Here is a 17,417-nt window from a genome sequence, read left to right as displayed (position 1 = left end):
GGAAAATAGCGCCCCTGTTTGTTTTTCCCCTTGGTACGGGCCCGTCCGGCCCTCAAGCACATGACCGTTTCCAGCACGCCACCGGCCCCGCGCCACTTCACGCTCAGCGACTTCGATTTTTCGCTGCCTCCCGAACTCATTGCCCAGCACCCCGCCACGCAACGCAGCGCCTCGCGCCTGCTCGATGGCCGCGCAGCGTCCCCGGTGGACCGCATCTTCCACGAACTGCCCGGCCTGCTTCAGCCCGGTGACTTGCTGGTGTTCAACGACACGCGCGTGGTCAAGGCGCGCATCTTTGGCGAGAAAGCCAGCGGCGGCAAGCTGGAGTTGTTGATCGAGCGCGTGCTGCTCGGCAACGAGGTCGTGGCCCACATGAAGGTCAGCAAGAAGCCCCTGCCTGGCGCCGTGGTGCACATGGCGGGTGGCCTGCACGGTGGCGGTTTCAATGCCACGCTGCTCTCGCGCTGGCCGGGCGAGGACGGCCCGCTGTTCCGCTTCGCGCTCGACGGGCCGGCCGGCGAAACACCGCACGACCTGATGGAGCGCCACGGCCACCTGCCGCTGCCGCCCTACATCGAGCGCCAGCAGAACGCCGACCACGACCCCGATGCGGCCGAGGACGCGCAGCGCTACCAGACCGTGTTCGCACGCGCGCCCGGCGCGGTGGCAGCCCCGACGGCGGCCCTGCATTTTGACGAAGGCGTGCTGGCCGCCCTGGCCGACCGCGGCGTGGAGCGCGCCAGCGTCACCCTGCACGTGGGCGCAGGCACCTTCCAGCCCGTGAAGACCGAGAACCTGGCCGAGCACCAGATGCACAGCGAGTGGTACGAGGTGCCGCTGGCCACGCTGGCGGCGCTGGAGCGCTGCCGCCAGCGCGGCGGCCGCGTGGTGGCCGTGGGCACGACCACCGTGCGCACCCTCGAATCCTGGGCGCGCAGCGGCCAGGCCTCGGGCGATACCAACATCTTCATCACCCCGGGCTTCGCGTTCCAGGTGGTGGACCTGCTGCTCACCAACTTCCACCTGCCCAAGAGCACGCTGATGATGCTGGTGAGCGCCTTCGCGGGCTACGAGCAGATCCAGGCCATCTACCGCCACGCCATCGCGCAGCAGTACCGCTTTTTCAGCTATGGCGATTCGATGCTGCTGGAACGCCTGCATTCGCAGCAGGCCACGCTCAGCAGTTCGTGACCGCCGCGATGCGGGGTGCGGCTCCCTGCTCCGGCAGGCGGTTGGCCGAGGGCAGGCGCACGCAGTAGACGCCGGCCTCGCTTTCCACGCGCGTGACACGGCCGGAGTAAGCGTTCTGCCACTCCTTTTCGGTGAGCGTGCCCAGTGCCCGTGGCGCCGCGCCTGCCGGGTTCGCAGCCAGTGCCGCCGCCGCTGGCGTGCCGTGGCGGCGCTGCCACTCCCGCTCCTGCCGCGCGGCACGGGCGACGCCCTCGGGGCTCCATTGGATGGCGGGCACATCCCGGGCGTCGGATGCGGCGGGCAGAGGCGCCGGCATCGCCACCACGCCGGGGCCGGTGTCTTGCGGTACGGCCAGGACCGCGGCAGCCGAGCGCACACCGCGGGCCTCGCGCACCGGCCCGGCCTGGGCTTCGGCGGCCCGGGGACGCTGCGCCGCCACCGGCTCCGGCGGGGGCGTTCGGGGTGGGGTTGCCGCGGTCTGTGGGGCCGTGATCCACAGGATCTCCATCGCCTGCCTGGCAGGCGCCTCGGGCGCCCGCACGGCCGATGCTGGCAGCACCAGCCGCCACAGCAGCACCGCGTGCAGCAGCAGCGAGGCCGCTACGGCGCCCCCCAGGCGCCAGCGGCCCGGGCGGCGGCCGTCAGGGGGCCCCATCGTCCACGGCGCCACCCTCCTGCGCCACCCAGGCCAGCAGATCACCCGGCTGGCATTGCAGGTAGTCGCAGATGGCGGCCAGCGTCTCGAAGCGCACACCCTTGACCTTGCCGCTCTTGAGCAGCGAGAGGTTGGCCTCGGTGATGCCCACGTGCGCCGCCAGGTCGCGCGACTTCACCTTGCGGCGCACCAGCATTTCATCGAGCGTGACGACGATGGGCATGGCCACCTTTCTGGCGCATGCCTCGGGAATGGGACAGACCGATCACGGCGCGGTCAGACGAAAGCACTCGATTCCTCCTGCAAGCGCTGACCTTCGGCCATCACATGGGCCAGCAGCAGCATCATGAGGCCGACGATCAGCACGCTCATCTCGAACGAGCCCACCGACAGCGCCACCTGCCCGCCACGCTGGCCCGAGGCCAGCCAGGACAGCAGCGCAGTCACGGCCGCGCCGTGCACCAGCGAGGCCGCGAACATGGCGATGAAACCCCAGCCCACGCCGCGAAAGCCGCGCACCACCGCCGGCCCGAACACCTCGCCGCGCAGGAAGGCGCTGCAGATGCGGTGCAGGCACCAGACGGTGAACAGCATGGCGGCGGTCGGCAGGCCCTCGATGGCCAGGCCCACGAGGCGCCAGGCCGCGTCGATCTGAGCCGGGGCGCCGATGCCCACCTGCAGCGCCTGCGCGGGCAGCAGCATCTGCGCCAAACCGCCCGGCTCGCCCCGGCCCAGCAGCAGCCAGCGGGCCACGGAAAAGCACACGCCGGCCAGGGCGCACAGCAGGGTCAGCGCGTGCAGCCCCCGCGACAGGCGCCGAAACGCCGGGCTCTGGATGGATGCCATGGGAATTGCCTCGTTTTTTCTGTAAAACAATAACAATATTCTGCCATACAGAAATCCATCGAGGCAATCACCCCGCCCTGGGCACAGGCCGGCGTGCGATGGGGGTCAGAATGCGACCGCGTGCCCGTCCTTGCGCGGATCGGAACCCGCCACATAGCTCTCGCCCTGGCGCAGCACCAGCTGGGCGCCGCCGAAGGCGAAGACGCCGTTGCCCTCTTCCACCGTGACCTCGTGGCCGCGCGCGCGCAGCGCAGCCACCACGGCGGGGTCGAAGGCCGGCTCCACCGCCACGCCCTTGCCGCCGGTCACGCGCCAGCGCGGCGCGTCGGCTGCGGCCTGGGGGTTCTGGCCGTAGCGCAGCACGCGCAGGGCCATCTGCAGGTGGCCCTGCGACTGCATGGGGCCGCCCATCACGCCGAAGGCCATCTGCGGCGTGCCGTCGGCATGCATGGCAAACGCCGGAATGATGGTGTGCGAGGGGCGCTTGCGCGGGCCCACCTCGTTGGCGTGGCCGGGCTCCAGGGTGAAGCCGTGGCCCCGGTTCTGCAGGCTGATGCCGGTGCCCGGCACGACCACGCCCGAGCCAAAGCCCATGTAGTTGGACTGGATGAAGGAGACCATCATGCCCGAGGCATCGGCGGCCGCCAGGTACACCGTGCCACCGGGGCGCGGCGTGCCGTGGCCGGGGTCGCCGGCCTGGGCGGCGTCGATCAGTTGCGCACGCTGCTGGAGATAAGCCTCGTCGAGCAGGTCGCGCGGCGTCACCTTCTGCATGGCGTCGATGTCGGCGTTGTACTCGTGCAGGTCGGCCAGCGCGAGCTTCATGGCCTCGATGCTGGCGTGCACCGTGTCCACATGGTCCAGCGGCTGGCCGCCGATGCCATGGGATTCGAGCATGCCCAGTGCCATCAGCGTGGCGATGCCCTGGCCGTTGGGCGGGATCTCGTGGATCACCGAATCACCGAAGCGCTGGCTCACGGTGCCCACCCAGTCGGCCTGGTGCGAGGCGAGGTCGTCCTCGGTCATGGCGCCACCGTTGGCGCGGGCGTGCGCCACCATCTGGCGTGCGAGCTCGCCACGGTAGAAGGCTTCGCCCTCGGTCTGGGCGATCAGCTCCAGTGTGCGCGCATGGGCCTCGCTGCGGAAGATCTCACCCGCACGCGGCGCACGGCCGCCTGGCATGAAGCACTCGGCAAAGCCCGGCTGGGCACCGAGCTTGGCGGCCCCCAGGGCCCACAGGCGGGCGATGGTGGGCGAGACGGGGAAGCCGTTGCGCGCATAGTCGATGGCAGGCTCGGCCAGCTTGGCGAAAGGCAGCTTGCCCATGCGCTTGGACAGTGCCACCCAGGCGGATACCGCACCGGGCACGGTGACGGCATTCCAGCCTGTCTCGGGCAGGCCGCCGCGCTCGGCGAAGTAGGCAGGGTTCCAGGCGGCGGGCGAGCGGCCCGAGGCATTCAGGCCGTGCAGCTCCTTGCCGTCCCAGACGATGGCGAAGCCGTCGCTGCCCAGGCCGCAGCCCGTGGGCTCGACCACGGTCAGCGCCATGGCGGCAGCGATGGCCGCGTCCACGGCATTGCCGCCGGCCAGCAGCATGCGCAGGCCCGCCTGCGCGGCCAGGGGCTGCGAGGTGGAGACCACGTTGCGGCCCATCACCGCGCTGCGGTTCGATGCGTAGGGAAGAGCCCAGTCCAGGCCCGTGGTGGGTGCAGTCATCGGATAGCTCACTCCAAAGAAATCTTGTGCTGGCGGATCACCGTGGCCCAGCGGGCGCTGTCGGCCTGCACCATGGCCGCGAACTTGGCGGGCGTGCTGGGCGCGGCGGGTTCCACGCCGAGCTTGGCCAGGCCTTCGGCCACTTCGGCCGACTGCATGGCCTTGGCGAAGGCCTTGTGCACGCGGTCCACCAGCTCCGGCTTGGCACCGGCCGGCAGGTAGACGCCGAACCAGGTCACGGACGAATAGCCGGGCAGGCCCGACTCGGCCATGGTGGGCAGTTCGGGCGCGAGCGCGCTGCGCTTTTCGCTGGTCACGGCCAGGGCGCGCAGGCGGCCGTTCTTGACGTGCGGCATGCCGGTGGGCAGGGAGTCGAACAGCACATGCGTCTGCCCGGCCACGAGGTCGGGGATGGCCAGGGCCGTGCCCTTGTAGGGCACGTGGGTCATCTCCACGCCGGCCTGGGCGCTGAAGGCCGCAGCGTTCAGGTGCACGATGGTGCCATTGCCGCTGGTGGCGTAGTTGAGCTTGCCGGGGTGGGTCTTGGCGTAGGTGATGAGCTCGCCCACGGTCTTCACCGGCAACGAGTTGGTCACCAGCAGCACGCTGGGCGCGTCGGCCAGGTGGGCGACGGGCGTGAAGTCCTTGCGCGCGTCGTAGGCCAGGCGCGGCATCAGGTGCGGCGAGATGGCGTGGGTGCTGCTCGTGGTGAGCAGCAGCGTGTAGCCGTCGGGCTGCGCCTTGGCGGCTTCGGCCGAACCGATGGTGCCGCCCGCGCCGGGGCGGTTGTCCACCACCATCTGCTGGCCCAGGTCCTGCGCCACGCGCTGCGCGACCACGCGGGCCACGAGGTCGGTGGCACCGCTGGCCGGGAAGGGCACGATCACCCGCACCGGACGGTCGGGCCAGTTGGACTGCGCGTGCGCGCAAGCACACACCGCCACCAGACAGGCCAGGCCGAGCACGCTACGGCCCCAGGACAAAAGACGCATACGAAGCACTCCAGTAAAGACGGGAACAGAAACGGGCAGGCGCGCCATGCCGCTGGAAACCCGCGGGCGGGCGCCGCCATGGGCTTCATCTTAGGAACATGGCGGTCGTATGACCACCACCAAATCAGCAAATTGGTTTGCCGCCACGGCAAAGTGCCTCGCTTTTTGAGATGATCTACGGCAAACCTCACCACGACCCACCCCATGCGTGCCCAACTCCTGCAAGACACGGCCCTGCGCTACTTCCTCGAAGTGGCGCAAAGCGGCTCGCTCACCGAGGCCTCGGCGCGGCTGCACGTGGCCGCCTCGGCCCTGAGCCGGCAGATCGCCGGGCTCGAAGCGCAGCTGGGCACGCCGCTGTTCGAGCGCCATCCGCGCGGCATGGTGCTCACGGCAGCCGGCGAGATCCTGGCCACGCATGCGCGCCGCACGGTGCTCGACGCCGAACGGGCGCTCGGCGAGATCGGCGCGCTGCAGGGCCTGCGTGCCGGCCAGGTGCGCCTGGCCACCTCGGATGCGTTTGCCAACGAACTGGTGCCGCGGCTGTGCGTGGAGTTCCAGCGCACGCACACCGGCATCCAGTTCGAGGTGCAGTCCCTGCCCACGGCCCAGGTGCCCGATGCGGTGCGCAGCGGTGCGGCGGACATCGGCCTGTGCTTCAGCCGCGCACCGCACAAGGACATCGAGGTGTCTTACCGCCAGACGGCGCCGGTGCTGGCCCTGGTGCCACCCGGCCACCCACTGGCCGCTGCGGCGAGCGTGACCCTGGCACGCATGGGGCAGTACCCGCTGGCCCTGCCGCCGCCCGAGACCACCATCCGCCAGATGATCGACATCGTCTGCAGCCGCCAGGGGCTGCAGCTCGCGCCGGTGCTGGTGAGCAACCACGCCAAGACCATGCTCAACTTCGTCGCGAACGGGGGAGGGCTGTCGGTGTCCAGCGAGATCGCGGCACGCCACCTGGTGGCCGCCGGTGCCATCGTGGCCCTGCCCATCAGCGACCAGGGCATGGACCTGCGCGACCTGGAACTGCAGACCCTCGCAGGCCGCAGCCTGCCCATGGCTGCCCAGGCCTTTCTGGACTTGCTCAAGGCAAGGCTGCCCGGCCCCTGGTAGGGGGCGTCAGCCCCGCTCTTCGTGCTGTTGGCGAAATTCCCGCGCCTTGCCGAAGTGGCCGTTGCCGATGAAGGGCACGGGGGGGCGCAGCGCCGACAGCGGCGAAGGGTGGTTGGAGGTCAGCACCAGGTGTCCGCGGTCGGCCGGGATCCATGCGCGCTTGGACTGGGCATGCGAGCCCCAGAGCATGAACACCACCGGGCGCCCGCCCTCGGCCACGTGGCGGATCACGGCGTCGGTCAACTCCTCCCAGCCCTTGCCGGAGTGGCTGGCGGCCTGGCCCTCTTCGACCGTGAGGCCGGTGTTGAGCAGCAGCACGCCGTTCTTCGCCCATTTGACCAGGCTGCCGCCCGGCTCGGGCCAGGCAGGAAAGGCAGTGCCCAGGTCGCGCTGCATCTCCTTGAAGATGTTGCGCAGCGAGGGCGGCAGTTGCACCCCCGGCGCCACCGAGAACGCCAGGCCCTCGGCCTGGCCGCGCCCGTGGTACGGGTCCTGGCCGAGGATGACCACGCGCACCTGCTCGGGCGGCGTCAGCTCCAGCGCACGCAGCGGCTTGGGCGGGAAGATGGCGGCGCCGGCATCCAGGCGTTGTTGCAGGTAGGCCCGCAGCGCCTGCCCGCGGGCACCGGCGAAGAAGGCATCGACCAGCGGCTGCCAGCCCGGTGCCACGGGCCAATCGGCCGGATCGGCGCTTTGCAGTTGGGTGGCTTCGGTCATGACTCACTAGCCCCGCACTGGATCAGCCGAACAGCTTGGCCAGGGCCTCGCCGGGCTCCTTGGCACGCATGAAGGCCTCGCCCACGAGGAAGGCGTTCACGCCCGCATCGCGCATGGTCTTCACGTCGGCCGGCGAAAGAATGCCGGACTCGGTGACCAGCAGGCGGTCGGCCGGCACATTCTTCTGCAGGTCCAGCGTGGTCTGCAGCGACACCTCGAAGGTGCGCAGGTTGCGGTTGTTGATGCCCACCAGCCGCGTCTTGAGCTTGAGGGCGCGATCCAGTTCGGCCGCGTCGTGCACTTCCACCAGCACCGCCATGTCCAGGCTGCGGGCGATGGCCTCGAAGTCGGCCATCTGCGCATCGTCCAGGCTGGCCGCGATCAGCAAAATGGCATCGGCGCCCATGGCCCGCGATTCGTAGATCTGGTAGGCATCGACCATGAAGTCCTTGCGCAGCACGGGCAGCTGGCAGCTGGCGCGTGCCTGCTTGAGGTAGTCCACGCTGCCCTGGAAGAACTGCTTGTCGGTCAGCACCGATAGGCAGGCCGCGCTCACCGTGCCATCGCCGTCGGCATAGCTCTGGGCGATGTCGGCCGGGATGAAGTCGGCGCGCAGCACGCCCTTGCTCGGGCTGGCCTTCTTGACCTCGGCGATCACGGCCGCATGGCCCCGGGCGATCTTGGCGCGCAGCGCGCCCTCGAAGTCGCGCGTGAGCACGCGGCTCTCGGCGTCGGCGCGCATCGCGGCCAGAGGCATGCGTTTGACGGCGGCTGCCACTTCTTCGTGCTTGACGGCAACGATCTTGTTGAGGATGTCGGACATGGTGGGCAATGCTAAAAGCGAAAGTAAAAAACCGCCGGACAGGTGCCCGGCGGTGCGTGCGGTCAGGCGGGCACGGCCAGCGCGTGCGTGCGCGCCACCAGTTGCTCCAGGCGTGCCAGCGCGGCGCCCGAGGCGATCGCGGCGCGCGCCTTGTGCAGGCCGTCGGCGATGGAGCTGGCCACGTTGGCGGCGTACAGCGCGGCGCCCGCGTTCAGGCAGACGATGTCCTGCGCGGCGCCGGGCTCGCCCTTGAGCACGCCGATCAGCATCTCGCGCGACTGCTCGGGGGTTTCCACCTTGAGCGCGCGGTTGCTGGCCATGGACAGGCCGAAGTCCTCGGGATGCACCTCGTACTCGGTGATCTGGCCGTTCTTCAACTCGCCCACCAGGGTGGCGGCGCCCAGGCTCACTTCGTCCATGCCGTCGCGGCCATACACCACGAGCGCATGCTCGGCGCCCAGGCGCTGCAGGGCACGCACCTGGATACCGACCAGGTCGGGGTGGAACACGCCCATGAGGATGTTGGGCGCGCCGGCCGGGTTGGTCAGCGGGCCCAGGATGTTGAAGATGGTGCGCACGCCGAGCTCGCGGCGCACGGGCGCCACGTTCTTCATGGCCGGGTGGTGGTTGGGCGCGAACATGAAGCCGATGCCCACCTCGGCGATGCATTGGGCAATCGCTTCGGGCGTGAGGTTGATGTGGATGCCCAGGGCCTCCATCACGTCGGCGCTGCCGCTCTTGCTCGACACGCCACGGCCACCGTGCTTGCTGACCTTGGCGCCCGCGGCGGCGGCCACGAACATCGAGCAGGTGGAGATGTTGAAGGTGTTGGCCCCGTCGCCGCCGGTGCCCACGATGTCCACCAGGTGCGTGCTGTCGGGCACGTGGACCTTGGTGGAAAACTCGCGCATGACCTGCGCGGCGGCCGTGATCTCGCCGATGGTTTCCTTCTTCACGCGCAGGCCGGTGATGATGGCCGCGGTCATGACGGGCGAGAGCTCGCCGCTCATGACCATGCGCATCAGGTGCAGCATCTCGTCGTGGAAGATTTCGCGGTGTTCGATGGTGCGCTGCAGCGCTTCCTGGGGGGTGATGGACATGGTATCTCCGTCTCCTGGTGATTCTTAGGGAGCAGGCCGGTCCGAGAAGGCCAGCTTGAGGCCAAAGCCGATGAACATCGCCCCGGCGATACGGTCGAGCCAGTGCATGCCGCGCTGCACGGCGCCCACGCGGCGCGCCATCCAGCCGGCGGCCAGGGCCCAGCCGATGTTGACGGGAATGGCGTTGAGGTTGAACAGCACCCCGAGCAGCACGAAGGCCAGCGCCTTGCTGTCCGTGCCCGGCGCGATGAACTGCGGCACGAAGGCCAGGAAGAAGATGGCCACCTTGGGGTTGAGCACATTCGTCCAGAAGCCGCCCAGGAACACGCTGCGCAGCGACACGGCCACAGCGGGCGCGGCCGGTGCCGCGGCGATGGCGGCACCGCTGCCACCGTCGCCCGAGGCCTTGGCGAACAGCATGCGCACACCCATCCACAGCAGGTAGGCCGCGCCCACCCGCTTGAGTACGGTGAAGGCCGTGGCCGACGCGGCCAGCAGCGCGCCCACGCCGACGGCAGCCGCGAAGATGTGCACGAAGCAGCCGGCCGTGATACCGAGGCCCGCCACGATGCCCGCGCGCGTGCCCGAACGCAGCGCGTTGGAGACGATGTAGAGCACGTCGGGGCCCGGCGTCAGGTTGAGCAGCCAGCCGGCCGCGATGAACATCAGCAGTTGGTGCGTCTCGATGATCATGGCCGGGGCTCCAGGAAGTTCTTGAGCATGGCGTGGCCGTGCTCGGTGAGGATGCTCTCGGGGTGGAACTGCACGCCCTCGATGTCCAGCGTCTTGTGGCGCACGCCCATGATTTCGCCGTCATCGGTCCAGGCGGTCACGGCCAGCACCTCGGGGCAGCTGGCGCGCTCGATGGACAGCGAGTGGTAGCGGTTGACGGTGAACTGCTCGGGCAGGCCGGCGAACACACCCTGCTGCGTGGTGGTGATGACGCTGGTCTTGCCGTGCATGAGCTGCTGCGCGCGCACGATGGTGCCGCCGAAGGCCGCGCCGATGGCCTGGTGGCCAAGGCACACGCCCAGGATGGGCAACTGGCCTGCGAAGTGCTGGATCGCGGCCACCGAGATGCCGGCCTCGGCCGGCGAGCAGGGGCCGGGCGAGATCACCAGCCGGTCGAGCTGGCCGGCGGCCAGGCGCTGGGCGATCTCGTCGACCGTGATCTCGTCGTTGCGGTGCACCTCGACCTCGGCACCGAGCTCGCCGAAGTACTGCACGATGTTGTAGGTGAAGCTGTCGTAGTTGTCGACCATCAAGAGTTTCATGCTGCGCTCCCTGCGGTCTGTGCGCCCGCTTCGCTGGCGTGCCCGGCGCGCAGGCGCGCGAACTCGCGGTGTTCGTGGGCAATGGAGGCTTCCATGATGCCGCGGTAGATGGTTTCCATGACGTCGGGCTGGCCGCCCTGGGCCAGGGCGCGCTCGCGCACCCGGTCCACGATGGCCTGTATGCGGGCCTCGTCGCGCACCTGGTGGTCGGCCTGCTTGATGCGCGCGGCCTGCGTCATGTAGCCCGTGCGCTGCACCAGCAGCGGCACGAGGATGTCGTCGAGCGCGTCGATCTGGCGGCGCACCTCGGCCATGGTGGTGCAGTGCTGCACCTGCTCGATGGCGCGGCTCATTCCAGGCCCTCCTCGACCAGTTCGGCGGCGCGCAGCAGCGCGCGGGCCTTGTGCTCGGTCTCCTTCCATTCGAGCTCGGGCACCGAGTCGGCCACCACGCCGGCCGCGGCCTGCACGTAGAGCGTGCCGTTCTTGACGATGCCGGTGCGGATGGCGATGGCCACGTCCATGTCGCCGGCATAGCTCAGGTAGCCGCAGGCGCCGCCGTACAGGCCGCGCTTGGTGGGTTCGAGCTGGTCGATGAGCTCCATGGCATGCACCTTGGGGGCGCCGGTGAGCGTGCCCGCCGGGAAGGTGGCCTTGAGGACGTCGATGGCGGTCATGCCGTCGTTCAGGAGGCCTTCGACGTTGCTCACGATGTGCATCACGTGGCTGTAGCGCTCCACCGCGAAGGCCTCGGTCACCTTCACGGTGCCGGTCTTGGCGATGCGGCCGATGTCGTTGCGCGCCAGGTCGATCAGCATCACGTGCTCGGCGCGCTCCTTGGGGTCGTTGATGAGTTCGACCTCGGCGGCCTTGTCCTTCTCGGGCGTGGCACCGCGCGGGCGGGTGCCGGCCAGCGGGCGGATGGTGATCTTCTGCCCGTCCGGCGTGCTCTCCTGGCGCACCAGGATCTCGGGGCTGGCGCCCACCACGTGGAAGTCGCCGAAGTCGTAGAAATACATGTACGGCGAGGGGTTGAGCGAGCGCAGCGCGCGGTACAGCGACAGCGGGCTTTCGGTGTAGCGCTTGTGGATGCGCTGGCCCACCTGCACCTGCATGAAGTCGCCGGCGGCGATCAGCTCCTTGGCCCGGTCCACGGCGGCCAGGTAGTCGGCCTTGGCGAAGTCGCGCTGGGCCGGGTGGCTCTCGGTGGGCTTGACCACGGGGGCGCTCACCGAGTATTTGAGCTGCTCCTTGAGCTCGCGCAGGCGCTTCTTGGCCTTGGCATAGGCCTCGGGCGTCGCGGGGTCGGCGTAGACGATGAGGTAGAGCTTGCCCGAGAGGTTGTCGATGACCGCCAGCTCCTCGCACTGCAGCAGCAGGATGTCGGGGCAGCCCAGCGTGTCGGGCGGGCAGGAGTTTTCGAGCTTCTTCTCGATGTAGCGCACGGCGTCGTAGCCAAAGTAGCCGGCCAGGCCGCCACAGAAGCGCGGCAGGCCGGGACGCAGCGCGACCTTGAAGCGCTTCTGGTAGGCCGCGACGAAGTCGAGCGGGTTGCCCTCGGCGGTCTCGACCACCTGGCCATCGGTGACGACCTCGGTGCGCGCCGCGGCGCCGAAGCCGCTGGCACGCAGCAGGGTGCGCGCGGGCAGGCCGATGAAGCTGTAGCGCCCGAAGCGCTCGCCGCCCACCACGGATTCGAGCAGGAAGCTGTGCTTGCCGCCCTCCTTGGCGCGCGCCAGCTTCAGGTAGAGCGAGAGCGGGGTTTCCAGGTCCGCAAAGGCCTCTGCCATGAGCGGAATGCGGTTGTAGCCTTCGCTGGCCAGGCTTTTGAATTCAAGTTCAGTGATCACGGGGAGAGCTCCCAGCTGTCACAGCGCGTATCCCCGCCAATGGGCATTGGGGGCGCTGCGGTTCATTCAATCGGCCCTGACAAGGGCCACGGGTGCACGCTGGGGCGGACTGCCCAGGTGCCATCAGGCGTTCAGGCGGACAGGCTGACGCCAGGGCCAGGCTCCCCGGTCGCTGCAACCTGTGATGAACACGTGGTGAATGAACATGGGCCAAAGTGTAGCAAAGGTCTTGGAGCTTTCGGTTTTTTGCCATGCAATCACCATGAAGGACCACTCGAAAACCCTGTTGCGCCCGCACCGCGGTCTTGCAACAATTAGAAACGAACGAGCGTTCTATTTTGAGGAGACAAGCATGAGAAACCTGGTGCGATGCGCTGCACTCGCCGCCGCATGCCTTCTGGCCGGGGCCGCCATGGCCCAGCCCATCACGGTGTCCAACGTGAAGTACGACGAGACCACCCAGGTGGCCGACAGCACCTTGCAGCTCAATGGTGCGGGCGTGCGCTACAAGGCGGTGTTCAAGGTCTATACCGCCGGGCTGTACCTGGAGAAGAAGGCCGGCACGCCGCAGGAAGTGGCGAGCCAGAAGGGCCCCAAGCGCATGAGCATCACCATGCTGCGCGAGATCGACTCGACCGAACTGGGCAAGCTGTTCTCGCGGGGTATGGAGGACAACATGGACCGCGCGGCCTTCTCCAAGCTGATCCCCGGCGTGATGCGCATGAGCCAGATCTTCTCGGACCACAAGAAGCTCATGGCCGGCGACCAGTTCCAGGTCGACTGGATTCCCGGCACCGGCACGGTGATCACCGTCAAGGGCAAGCCCCAGGGCGAACCGTTCAAGGAGCCCGAATTCTTCAACGCCCTGCTAGGCATCTGGCTGGGCAATGCGCCGGCCGACTGGAAGCTCAAGGACGCGCTCCTGGGCAAGCAGCCCGGCTGAGCCCCATCGCGCAACCCCTCCCGGGAAAGCACCTACCCGCTTGTGTCACCCGGCAGACACCGCGCCTGCAAACCGCAGGCGTAACCTTCCAAGACCTGTTCCAAGCCCCGGCCGCGTGCACGTGCCGCCATCCGCAGCACGCTGCGGCCGGGCCTTCTTTGCGCCACCCGCGCCCAGCAGCGATCCGCCCGCAACCCCTCGCCCTTTGACCTTGCACCACCGTTCGCGCGCCTGAGCACACCATGAAACCAAGCAACCTTTCCGTCGGCCTGCGCCTGGGCCTGTCCTTTGGCGCCATCCTGCTCATCACGGCGCTCATTGCAGCCACCGGCATGTGGCGCATCGCCAGCCTGAACAGCGCGAGCGAACGCGTGGCCACGCAGGAGATCGAGCAGCAGACCCTGGTGGAGAACTGGGCTGCCGACATCCGGCTGAACTGGGTGCGCACCGAGGCCTTCCTCAAGGCCATCGACCGCGACTACATGGAAAAGCTCACCGCCGACACGCAGGCCACGGCCCAGGGCATCGAGGCCAAGGTCAAGCGCATCGAAGGCCTGGTGCAGGGCGAGAAGAACCGCGCCCAACTGGCCACCATCGCCACGGCCAGCAAGGCCTATGGCGACAAGCTCGCCGAGATCCGCGAGCTGCACCGCGGTGGCGAGCCGAATGTGCCCACGCTTGTGGACAAGGACCTGCGCCCCCTGGCGGACCGGTACCTCAAATCCCTCGATGACCTGCGCACGGCCATGGCCACGCAGCTGGCTGCGAGCCAAAGCGACACGGCGGCACTGGCCCGGGCCAGCCAGGTGCTGCTGGGCGTGGGCACCTTGATCGCCGTGGCGCTGGGCGCTCTGCTGGCCTTCACCGTCACGCGCTCCATCGTGCGGCCGGTGCAACTGGGCCGGCAGGCCGCCGAAAGCATTGCCGATGGCGACCTGACCCACCCCATCGCCACCACGCACAACGACGAGACCGGCCAGCTGTTGCAGGCCCTGGCCGCCATGCAATCGCGCCTGGCCACCATCGTCGGCAACGTGCGCCACAGCGCCGAGGGCGTGGCCACGGCCAGCGCCGAGATCGCCTCGGGCAACAACGACCTGTCGGCGCGCACCGAGCAGCAGGCCAGCGCGCTCGAAGAGACCGCCGCCTCGATGGAGGAACTGGGCTCCACCGTGCGCCAGAACGCCGACAACGCGCGCCAGGCGAACCAGCTGGCGATGAGCGCATCGACCGTCGCCATCCAGGGTGGCCAGGTCGTGGCCGAGGTGGTGGACACCATGAAGGGCATCAACGACAGCAGCAGGAAGATCGCCGACATCATCAGCGTGATCGACGGCATCGCCTTCCAGACCAATATCCTGGCACTCAATGCGGCCGTGGAAGCCGCCCGCGCCGGCGAGCAGGGCCGGGGCTTTGCCGTGGTGGCCAGCGAGGTGCGCAATCTGGCCCAGCGCAGCGCCGAGGCCGCCAAGGAGATCAAGGGCCTGATCGGCACCAGCGTGGAACGCGTGGAGCGCGGCAGCGCCCTGGTGGACAGGGCCGGTGCCACCATGAACGAGGTCGTGGCATCGATCCGCCGCGTGACCGACATCATGGGCGAGATCAGCGCCGCCAGCAGCGAGCAGAGCTCGGGCGTGGGCCAGGTGGGCGAAGCCATCATGCAGATGGACCGGGCCACGCAGCAGAACGCCGCACTGGTGGAGCAGAGCGCGGCCGCGGCCGACAGCCTGAAGACCCAGGCCGGGCAGCTGGTGGATGCGGTGGCGGTGTTCCGCCTCGGCGCCGGCCACGCCAGTGGGGCGCAGGCTGTGCCGCTTGCTGCGCCCCGCGCTGCCAGCAATGCCTCGCGCCTGCTGCCGGCGAACGGTCAGCGCCGCATCGCGGCCTGAGCCAGGCTCAGGCGGCGGCAGCGAACTCCGCTAGCGCGTCCACAAAGCCATCGGCATCCACGGCCCGCACGGGCTGGCCGTGGTTGTAGCCATAGGTCACCAGCACCACCGGGCAGCCGGCGGCGCGCGCGGCCTGCGCGTCATTGCTCGAATCGCCCAGCATCAGCGTGCGCGCGGGTGCCGTACCCAGGGCCTCGCAGGTCTTGAGCAGGGGCAGCGGATCGGGCTTCTTGCGCGCAAAGCTGTCGCCACCGAAGACCTGTGAAAAATAGCCATCGAGCCCCTTGGCCTGGAGCAGGGGCACGGCAAAGTCGGTGGGCTTGTTGGTCAGGCAGGCCAGGCGCAAGCCCGCGGCCTGCAGCGCCTGCAGGCCCGCCACCACACCGGGGTAGACCTGCGCGTACTGGCCGTTGATGGCCAGGTAGTGCTTCTGGTAGCTGGCCCAGGCCGCGGGGTACAGCGACTCGACCTGCGCCGCGTCGACAGCCTGGCCCTTCGATGCCAGCACGTGGGCCAGCACCGAGCGCAGCAGATGCTCCGACCCCTTGCCCACCATGTGCTCGATGTGCTGGGCACCAATGGCCGGCAGCGCCAGCTCGCGCAGCATGCGGTTGAGCGCCTCGGCAAAGTCCCCGAGCGTGTCCACCATGGTGCCGTCCAGGTCCACGATGGCGGCGTCCACGCGGGACAACAGAGCGGACAAGGGGGACGGTGCTAGCATGCGAAGGGCTCCTCGGAAAGGCAAATGAAAAAAAGCCGGGCGTGGTGCCCGGCCTGCCTGGATTTTAAGCGGCTCATTTACCGCAAGCTGAGGGTCTGGCGCTTCCACGCCGGATCCTGCCAGCGCTGGAACAAGGGCAGTGCGGCCACATCACCCGTCACGCGCTCGGTGGCCAGGCCTTCCAGGCGCACGATCTCGAAGCTGCGGCGGTAGCGGCCCTGGCCGCGCGCCTCGCGCGCCACCAGCATCTGCTGGCCGCCGGGCACCCAGCCGGCCCACTCGGCCACGCCGGTCTCGGGCGCGGTGGCGGCCGGGGGCAGCACGTCGACCAGCCAGCCCTCGGCCGTCTTGCGCATCACCCACAGCTCGCGCCAGCCCTCCAGGGGCTGCACGGCCAGTGCCACGGCCGTGCCCTCGCGGTTCACGCTGGCCGAAGCGGTCCAGACCACGCCGTAGGTGCAGCGGCGCACCAGCGGGGCCTTCACACCCTTCTGGGCATCCACCAGCAGCACGCAGGTCTCGCCGGCCGCACCGGGCTCGGTCACGATGCCCGGGCGGTTGCCCTGGGCCGAGGGCAGGCTGGTGGGGACCAGGGCCCAGCGCACGGCGCTCACGCGCATGGCGGCATCGTTGTACGCAGGCTGGTCTTCGTCGGGCAGGTCGTTCTTCGCGACACCGGCGAATTCGGCCAGGGCGCGCGATGCGGCGGCGGCCGTTGCGGGACCGGCGGCATCCTTGCGCGCCTGCTGGAAAGCCAGGGCACTCCACACACTGGCGCGGCGCATCTGGATGCGGTTGCGCACATAGGAGGGCAGGCCGGCCACGTCCACGCGTTCGAGCACCTCGGACTGCCACGCCTGCACACGGGCCCGCTCGTGCGGCGGCAGGTCGGGGTTCACGCACTCGGGGCGGGTGAGGGCCAGGGCGGCGCGGGCGCGCTGCTCGGCATCGGCCACGGGCATGGCCAGCACGCGGCGGAAAGCCTCGCCGTCGTAGCAGACCTGCATGCGGCCTTCGACCTCGTAGGTCGTGAAGCGCACGCCGTAGCCGTTGGCGACATCCAGGTGCGCCGACAAGGTGGCGCCCGAGGCCTTGCCGGGCGCAGCGACCGAGGCGCGGCGCGCCAGCCGGTCGGCCAGCGTGCCGAGTGCGTCGAAGGCCTGGGCGCCCTGCACGCCGGCCAGCACGCTGGCGGGGGCCGCCTGCAGGTAGGCGGCGGTGATGCCGATGCCCAGGGCTTCGGCACCCGGGGTGTCGCGCACGAAGCGCAGCACCGACAGCAGCGCCGGGCCTTCGGCTTCATCGAGCGCCACACGGCGCACTTCACTGGCGCGGATGAAGCCGCCGCGCTCGCGCTTGTGGTCCCAGACCTGCAGGTAATCGAGGCGCTCGCCGCGCACTTCGAGCACTTCGCCCTGCCACAGCGCGGACTGCTGCTGCGCCGATTCGCGCGGTGCGGCGCGCAGCACGGCCTGGTCCTGCACGACGATGGCGCTGCCCAGGGCACTTGGGGGCGCAGGGGGCACGGCGGCGGTGGCCACCATGGTGGCGGCACAGGCAATGGCCGCGACAAGGGTGAGGGTGG

Annotated in this window: 18 protein-coding genes; 4 read left to right on the top strand and 14 right to left on the bottom strand. The window is 69.4% G+C overall.

Going from position 1 to position 17,417, the window contains the following annotated elements:
• Window positions 1–60: 60 nt before the first annotated feature.
• Window positions 61–1,191 (top strand): tRNA preQ1(34) S-adenosylmethionine ribosyltransferase-isomerase QueA, encoded by a 1,131-nt coding sequence (gene queA, locus AC07PF_RS17920; RefSeq protein WP_494612764.1) that lies wholly within the window; start codon window positions 61–63, stop codon window positions 1,189–1,191.
• On the opposite strand, the gene AC07PF_RS17915 is transcribed toward queA, so the two are convergent.
• From AC07PF_RS17915 to AC07PF_RS17895, 5 genes are all read right to left on the bottom strand, one after another.
• Entirely contained in the window at window positions 1,178–1,846 is a 669-nt protein-coding gene (locus AC07PF_RS17915) for a hypothetical protein (protein ID WP_494612763.1), read from the bottom strand. The genes queA and AC07PF_RS17915 overlap by 14 nt on opposite strands.
• Window positions 1,833–2,069, bottom strand: a complete 237-nt coding sequence (locus AC07PF_RS17910) for a helix-turn-helix domain-containing protein (protein WP_494606832.1) — start codon at window positions 2,067–2,069, stop codon at window positions 1,833–1,835. Before AC07PF_RS17910 ends, AC07PF_RS17915 begins: the two co-directional genes overlap by 14 nt.
• A 53-nt stretch (window positions 2,070–2,122) precedes the next feature.
• Window positions 2,123–2,692: a DUF2975 domain-containing protein gene (locus tag AC07PF_RS17905; RefSeq protein ID WP_494612762.1), complete on the bottom strand. Its 570-nt coding sequence runs from the start codon at window positions 2,690–2,692 to the stop codon at window positions 2,123–2,125.
• A 105-nt stretch (window positions 2,693–2,797) separates the two neighbouring features.
• Complete coding sequence (locus AC07PF_RS17900; protein ID WP_494612761.1) at window positions 2,798–4,408, bottom strand: gamma-glutamyltransferase family protein; 1,611 nt, start codon at window positions 4,406–4,408, stop codon at window positions 2,798–2,800.
• Window positions 4,409–4,416: 8 nt separating this feature from the next.
• A complete protein-coding gene (locus AC07PF_RS17895) occupies window positions 4,417–5,400 on the bottom strand; it encodes a Bug family tripartite tricarboxylate transporter substrate binding protein (protein ID WP_494606829.1) in 984 nt (327 codons plus the stop codon).
• 204 nt (window positions 5,401–5,604) lie between these two features.
• Between AC07PF_RS17895 and AC07PF_RS17890 the strand changes: the two genes are divergently transcribed.
• A complete protein-coding gene (locus AC07PF_RS17890; protein ID WP_007860135.1) occupies window positions 5,605–6,516 on the top strand; it encodes a LysR family transcriptional regulator in 912 nt (303 codons plus the stop codon).
• A 6-nt stretch (window positions 6,517–6,522) separates the two neighbouring features.
• Here AC07PF_RS17890 and AC07PF_RS17885 read toward each other — a convergent pair whose 3' ends face one another.
• From AC07PF_RS17885 to trpE, 7 genes are all read right to left on the bottom strand, one after another.
• Window positions 6,523–7,233, bottom strand: coding sequence for a uracil-DNA glycosylase (locus AC07PF_RS17885; protein WP_494612760.1), 711 nt, complete (start codon window positions 7,231–7,233; stop codon window positions 6,523–6,525).
• Window positions 7,234–7,255: 22 nt separating this feature from the next.
• Window positions 7,256–8,056, bottom strand: coding sequence for an indole-3-glycerol phosphate synthase TrpC (trpC, locus tag AC07PF_RS17880; RefSeq protein WP_494612759.1), 801 nt, complete (start codon window positions 8,054–8,056; stop codon window positions 7,256–7,258).
• 62 nt (window positions 8,057–8,118) lie between these two features.
• The gene (trpD, locus tag AC07PF_RS17875) at window positions 8,119–9,156 is read right to left on the bottom strand and encodes an anthranilate phosphoribosyltransferase (protein ID WP_007856678.1); all 1,038 of its coding nucleotides are present in this window, start codon (window positions 9,154–9,156) and stop codon (window positions 8,119–8,121) included.
• 24 nt (window positions 9,157–9,180) lie between these two features.
• Window positions 9,181–9,849: a LysE family translocator gene (locus AC07PF_RS17870; protein WP_494612758.1), complete on the bottom strand. Its 669-nt coding sequence runs from the start codon at window positions 9,847–9,849 to the stop codon at window positions 9,181–9,183.
• Window positions 9,846–10,430: an aminodeoxychorismate/anthranilate synthase component II gene (locus AC07PF_RS17865; RefSeq protein ID WP_145697075.1), complete on the bottom strand. Its 585-nt coding sequence runs from the start codon at window positions 10,428–10,430 to the stop codon at window positions 9,846–9,848. The genes AC07PF_RS17870 and AC07PF_RS17865 overlap by 4 nt, the downstream gene beginning before the upstream one ends.
• A complete protein-coding gene (locus tag AC07PF_RS17860; protein WP_494612757.1) occupies window positions 10,427–10,783 on the bottom strand; it encodes a chorismate mutase in 357 nt (118 codons plus the stop codon). Before AC07PF_RS17860 ends, AC07PF_RS17865 begins: the two co-directional genes overlap by 4 nt.
• Window positions 10,780–12,279 carry an anthranilate synthase component I gene (trpE, locus tag AC07PF_RS17855; RefSeq protein ID WP_494606817.1) on the bottom strand — a complete coding sequence of 500 codons (1,500 nt, stop codon included), beginning with the start codon at window positions 12,277–12,279 and terminating at the stop codon, window positions 10,780–10,782. Before trpE ends, AC07PF_RS17860 begins: the two co-directional genes overlap by 4 nt.
• 352 nt (window positions 12,280–12,631) lie before the next feature.
• Here trpE and AC07PF_RS17850 point away from each other — a divergent pair, with 352 nt between their 5' ends.
• Window positions 12,632–13,222, top strand: coding sequence for a chalcone isomerase family protein (locus tag AC07PF_RS17850; RefSeq protein WP_494606815.1), 591 nt, complete (start codon window positions 12,632–12,634; stop codon window positions 13,220–13,222).
• Between the two features lie 242 nt (window positions 13,223–13,464).
• Complete coding sequence (locus AC07PF_RS17845; protein ID WP_494612756.1) at window positions 13,465–15,111, top strand: methyl-accepting chemotaxis protein; 1,647 nt, start codon at window positions 13,465–13,467, stop codon at window positions 15,109–15,111.
• A gap of 7 nt (window positions 15,112–15,118) precedes the next feature.
• Here the strand turns inward: AC07PF_RS17845 and AC07PF_RS17840 are convergent, their stop codons facing one another.
• Window positions 15,119–15,832 (bottom strand): phosphoglycolate phosphatase, encoded by a 714-nt coding sequence (locus tag AC07PF_RS17840; RefSeq protein ID WP_494612755.1) that lies wholly within the window; start codon window positions 15,830–15,832, stop codon window positions 15,119–15,121.
• A 77-nt stretch (window positions 15,833–15,909) separates the two neighbouring features.
• Window positions 15,910–17,376, bottom strand: coding sequence for a hypothetical protein (locus tag AC07PF_RS17835; protein WP_494612862.1), 1,467 nt, complete (start codon window positions 17,374–17,376; stop codon window positions 15,910–15,912).
• Window positions 17,377–17,417 lie beyond the last annotated feature (41 nt).

The sequence above is a fragment of the Acidovorax sp. GW821-FHT10A04 genome, assembly GCF_059415825.1.
Note: the sequence above shows the minus strand (reverse complement) of the source record. Positions and strands in the feature narration are given on the sequence as shown.

Coding starts and splice junctions, on each gene's coding strand:
- queA (WP_494612764.1), top strand. CDS start 61: ATGACCGTTTCCAGCACGCCACCGGCCCCGCGCCACTTCACGCTCAGC.
- AC07PF_RS17915 (WP_494612763.1), bottom strand. CDS start 1,846: ATGGGGCCCCCTGACGGCCGCCGCCCGGGCCGCTGGCGCCTGGGGGGC.
- AC07PF_RS17910 (WP_494606832.1), bottom strand. CDS start 2,069: ATGCCCATCGTCGTCACGCTCGATGAAATGCTGGTGCGCCGCAAGGTG.
- AC07PF_RS17905 (WP_494612762.1), bottom strand. CDS start 2,692: ATGGCATCCATCCAGAGCCCGGCGTTTCGGCGCCTGTCGCGGGGGCTG.
- AC07PF_RS17900 (WP_494612761.1), bottom strand. CDS start 4,408: ATGACTGCACCCACCACGGGCCTGGACTGGGCTCTTCCCTACGCATCG.
- AC07PF_RS17895 (WP_494606829.1), bottom strand. CDS start 5,400: ATGCGTCTTTTGTCCTGGGGCCGTAGCGTGCTCGGCCTGGCCTGTCTG.
- AC07PF_RS17890 (WP_007860135.1), top strand. CDS start 5,605: ATGCGTGCCCAACTCCTGCAAGACACGGCCCTGCGCTACTTCCTCGAA.
- AC07PF_RS17885 (WP_494612760.1), bottom strand. CDS start 7,233: ATGACCGAAGCCACCCAACTGCAAAGCGCCGATCCGGCCGATTGGCCC.
- trpC (WP_494612759.1), bottom strand. CDS start 8,056: ATGTCCGACATCCTCAACAAGATCGTTGCCGTCAAGCACGAAGAAGTG.
- trpD (WP_007856678.1), bottom strand. CDS start 9,156: ATGTCCATCACCCCCCAGGAAGCGCTGCAGCGCACCATCGAACACCGC.
- AC07PF_RS17870 (WP_494612758.1), bottom strand. CDS start 9,849: ATGATCATCGAGACGCACCAACTGCTGATGTTCATCGCGGCCGGCTGG.
- AC07PF_RS17865 (WP_145697075.1), bottom strand. CDS start 10,430: ATGAAACTCTTGATGGTCGACAACTACGACAGCTTCACCTACAACATC.
- AC07PF_RS17860 (WP_494612757.1), bottom strand. CDS start 10,783: ATGAGCCGCGCCATCGAGCAGGTGCAGCACTGCACCACCATGGCCGAG.
- AC07PF_RS17850 (WP_494606815.1), top strand. CDS start 12,632: ATGAGAAACCTGGTGCGATGCGCTGCACTCGCCGCCGCATGCCTTCTG.
- AC07PF_RS17845 (WP_494612756.1), top strand. CDS start 13,465: ATGAAACCAAGCAACCTTTCCGTCGGCCTGCGCCTGGGCCTGTCCTTT.
- AC07PF_RS17840 (WP_494612755.1), bottom strand. CDS start 15,832: ATGCTAGCACCGTCCCCCTTGTCCGCTCTGTTGTCCCGCGTGGACGCC.
- AC07PF_RS17835 (WP_494612862.1), bottom strand. CDS start 17,376: ATGGTGGCCACCGCCGCCGTGCCCCCTGCGCCCCCAAGTGCCCTGGGC.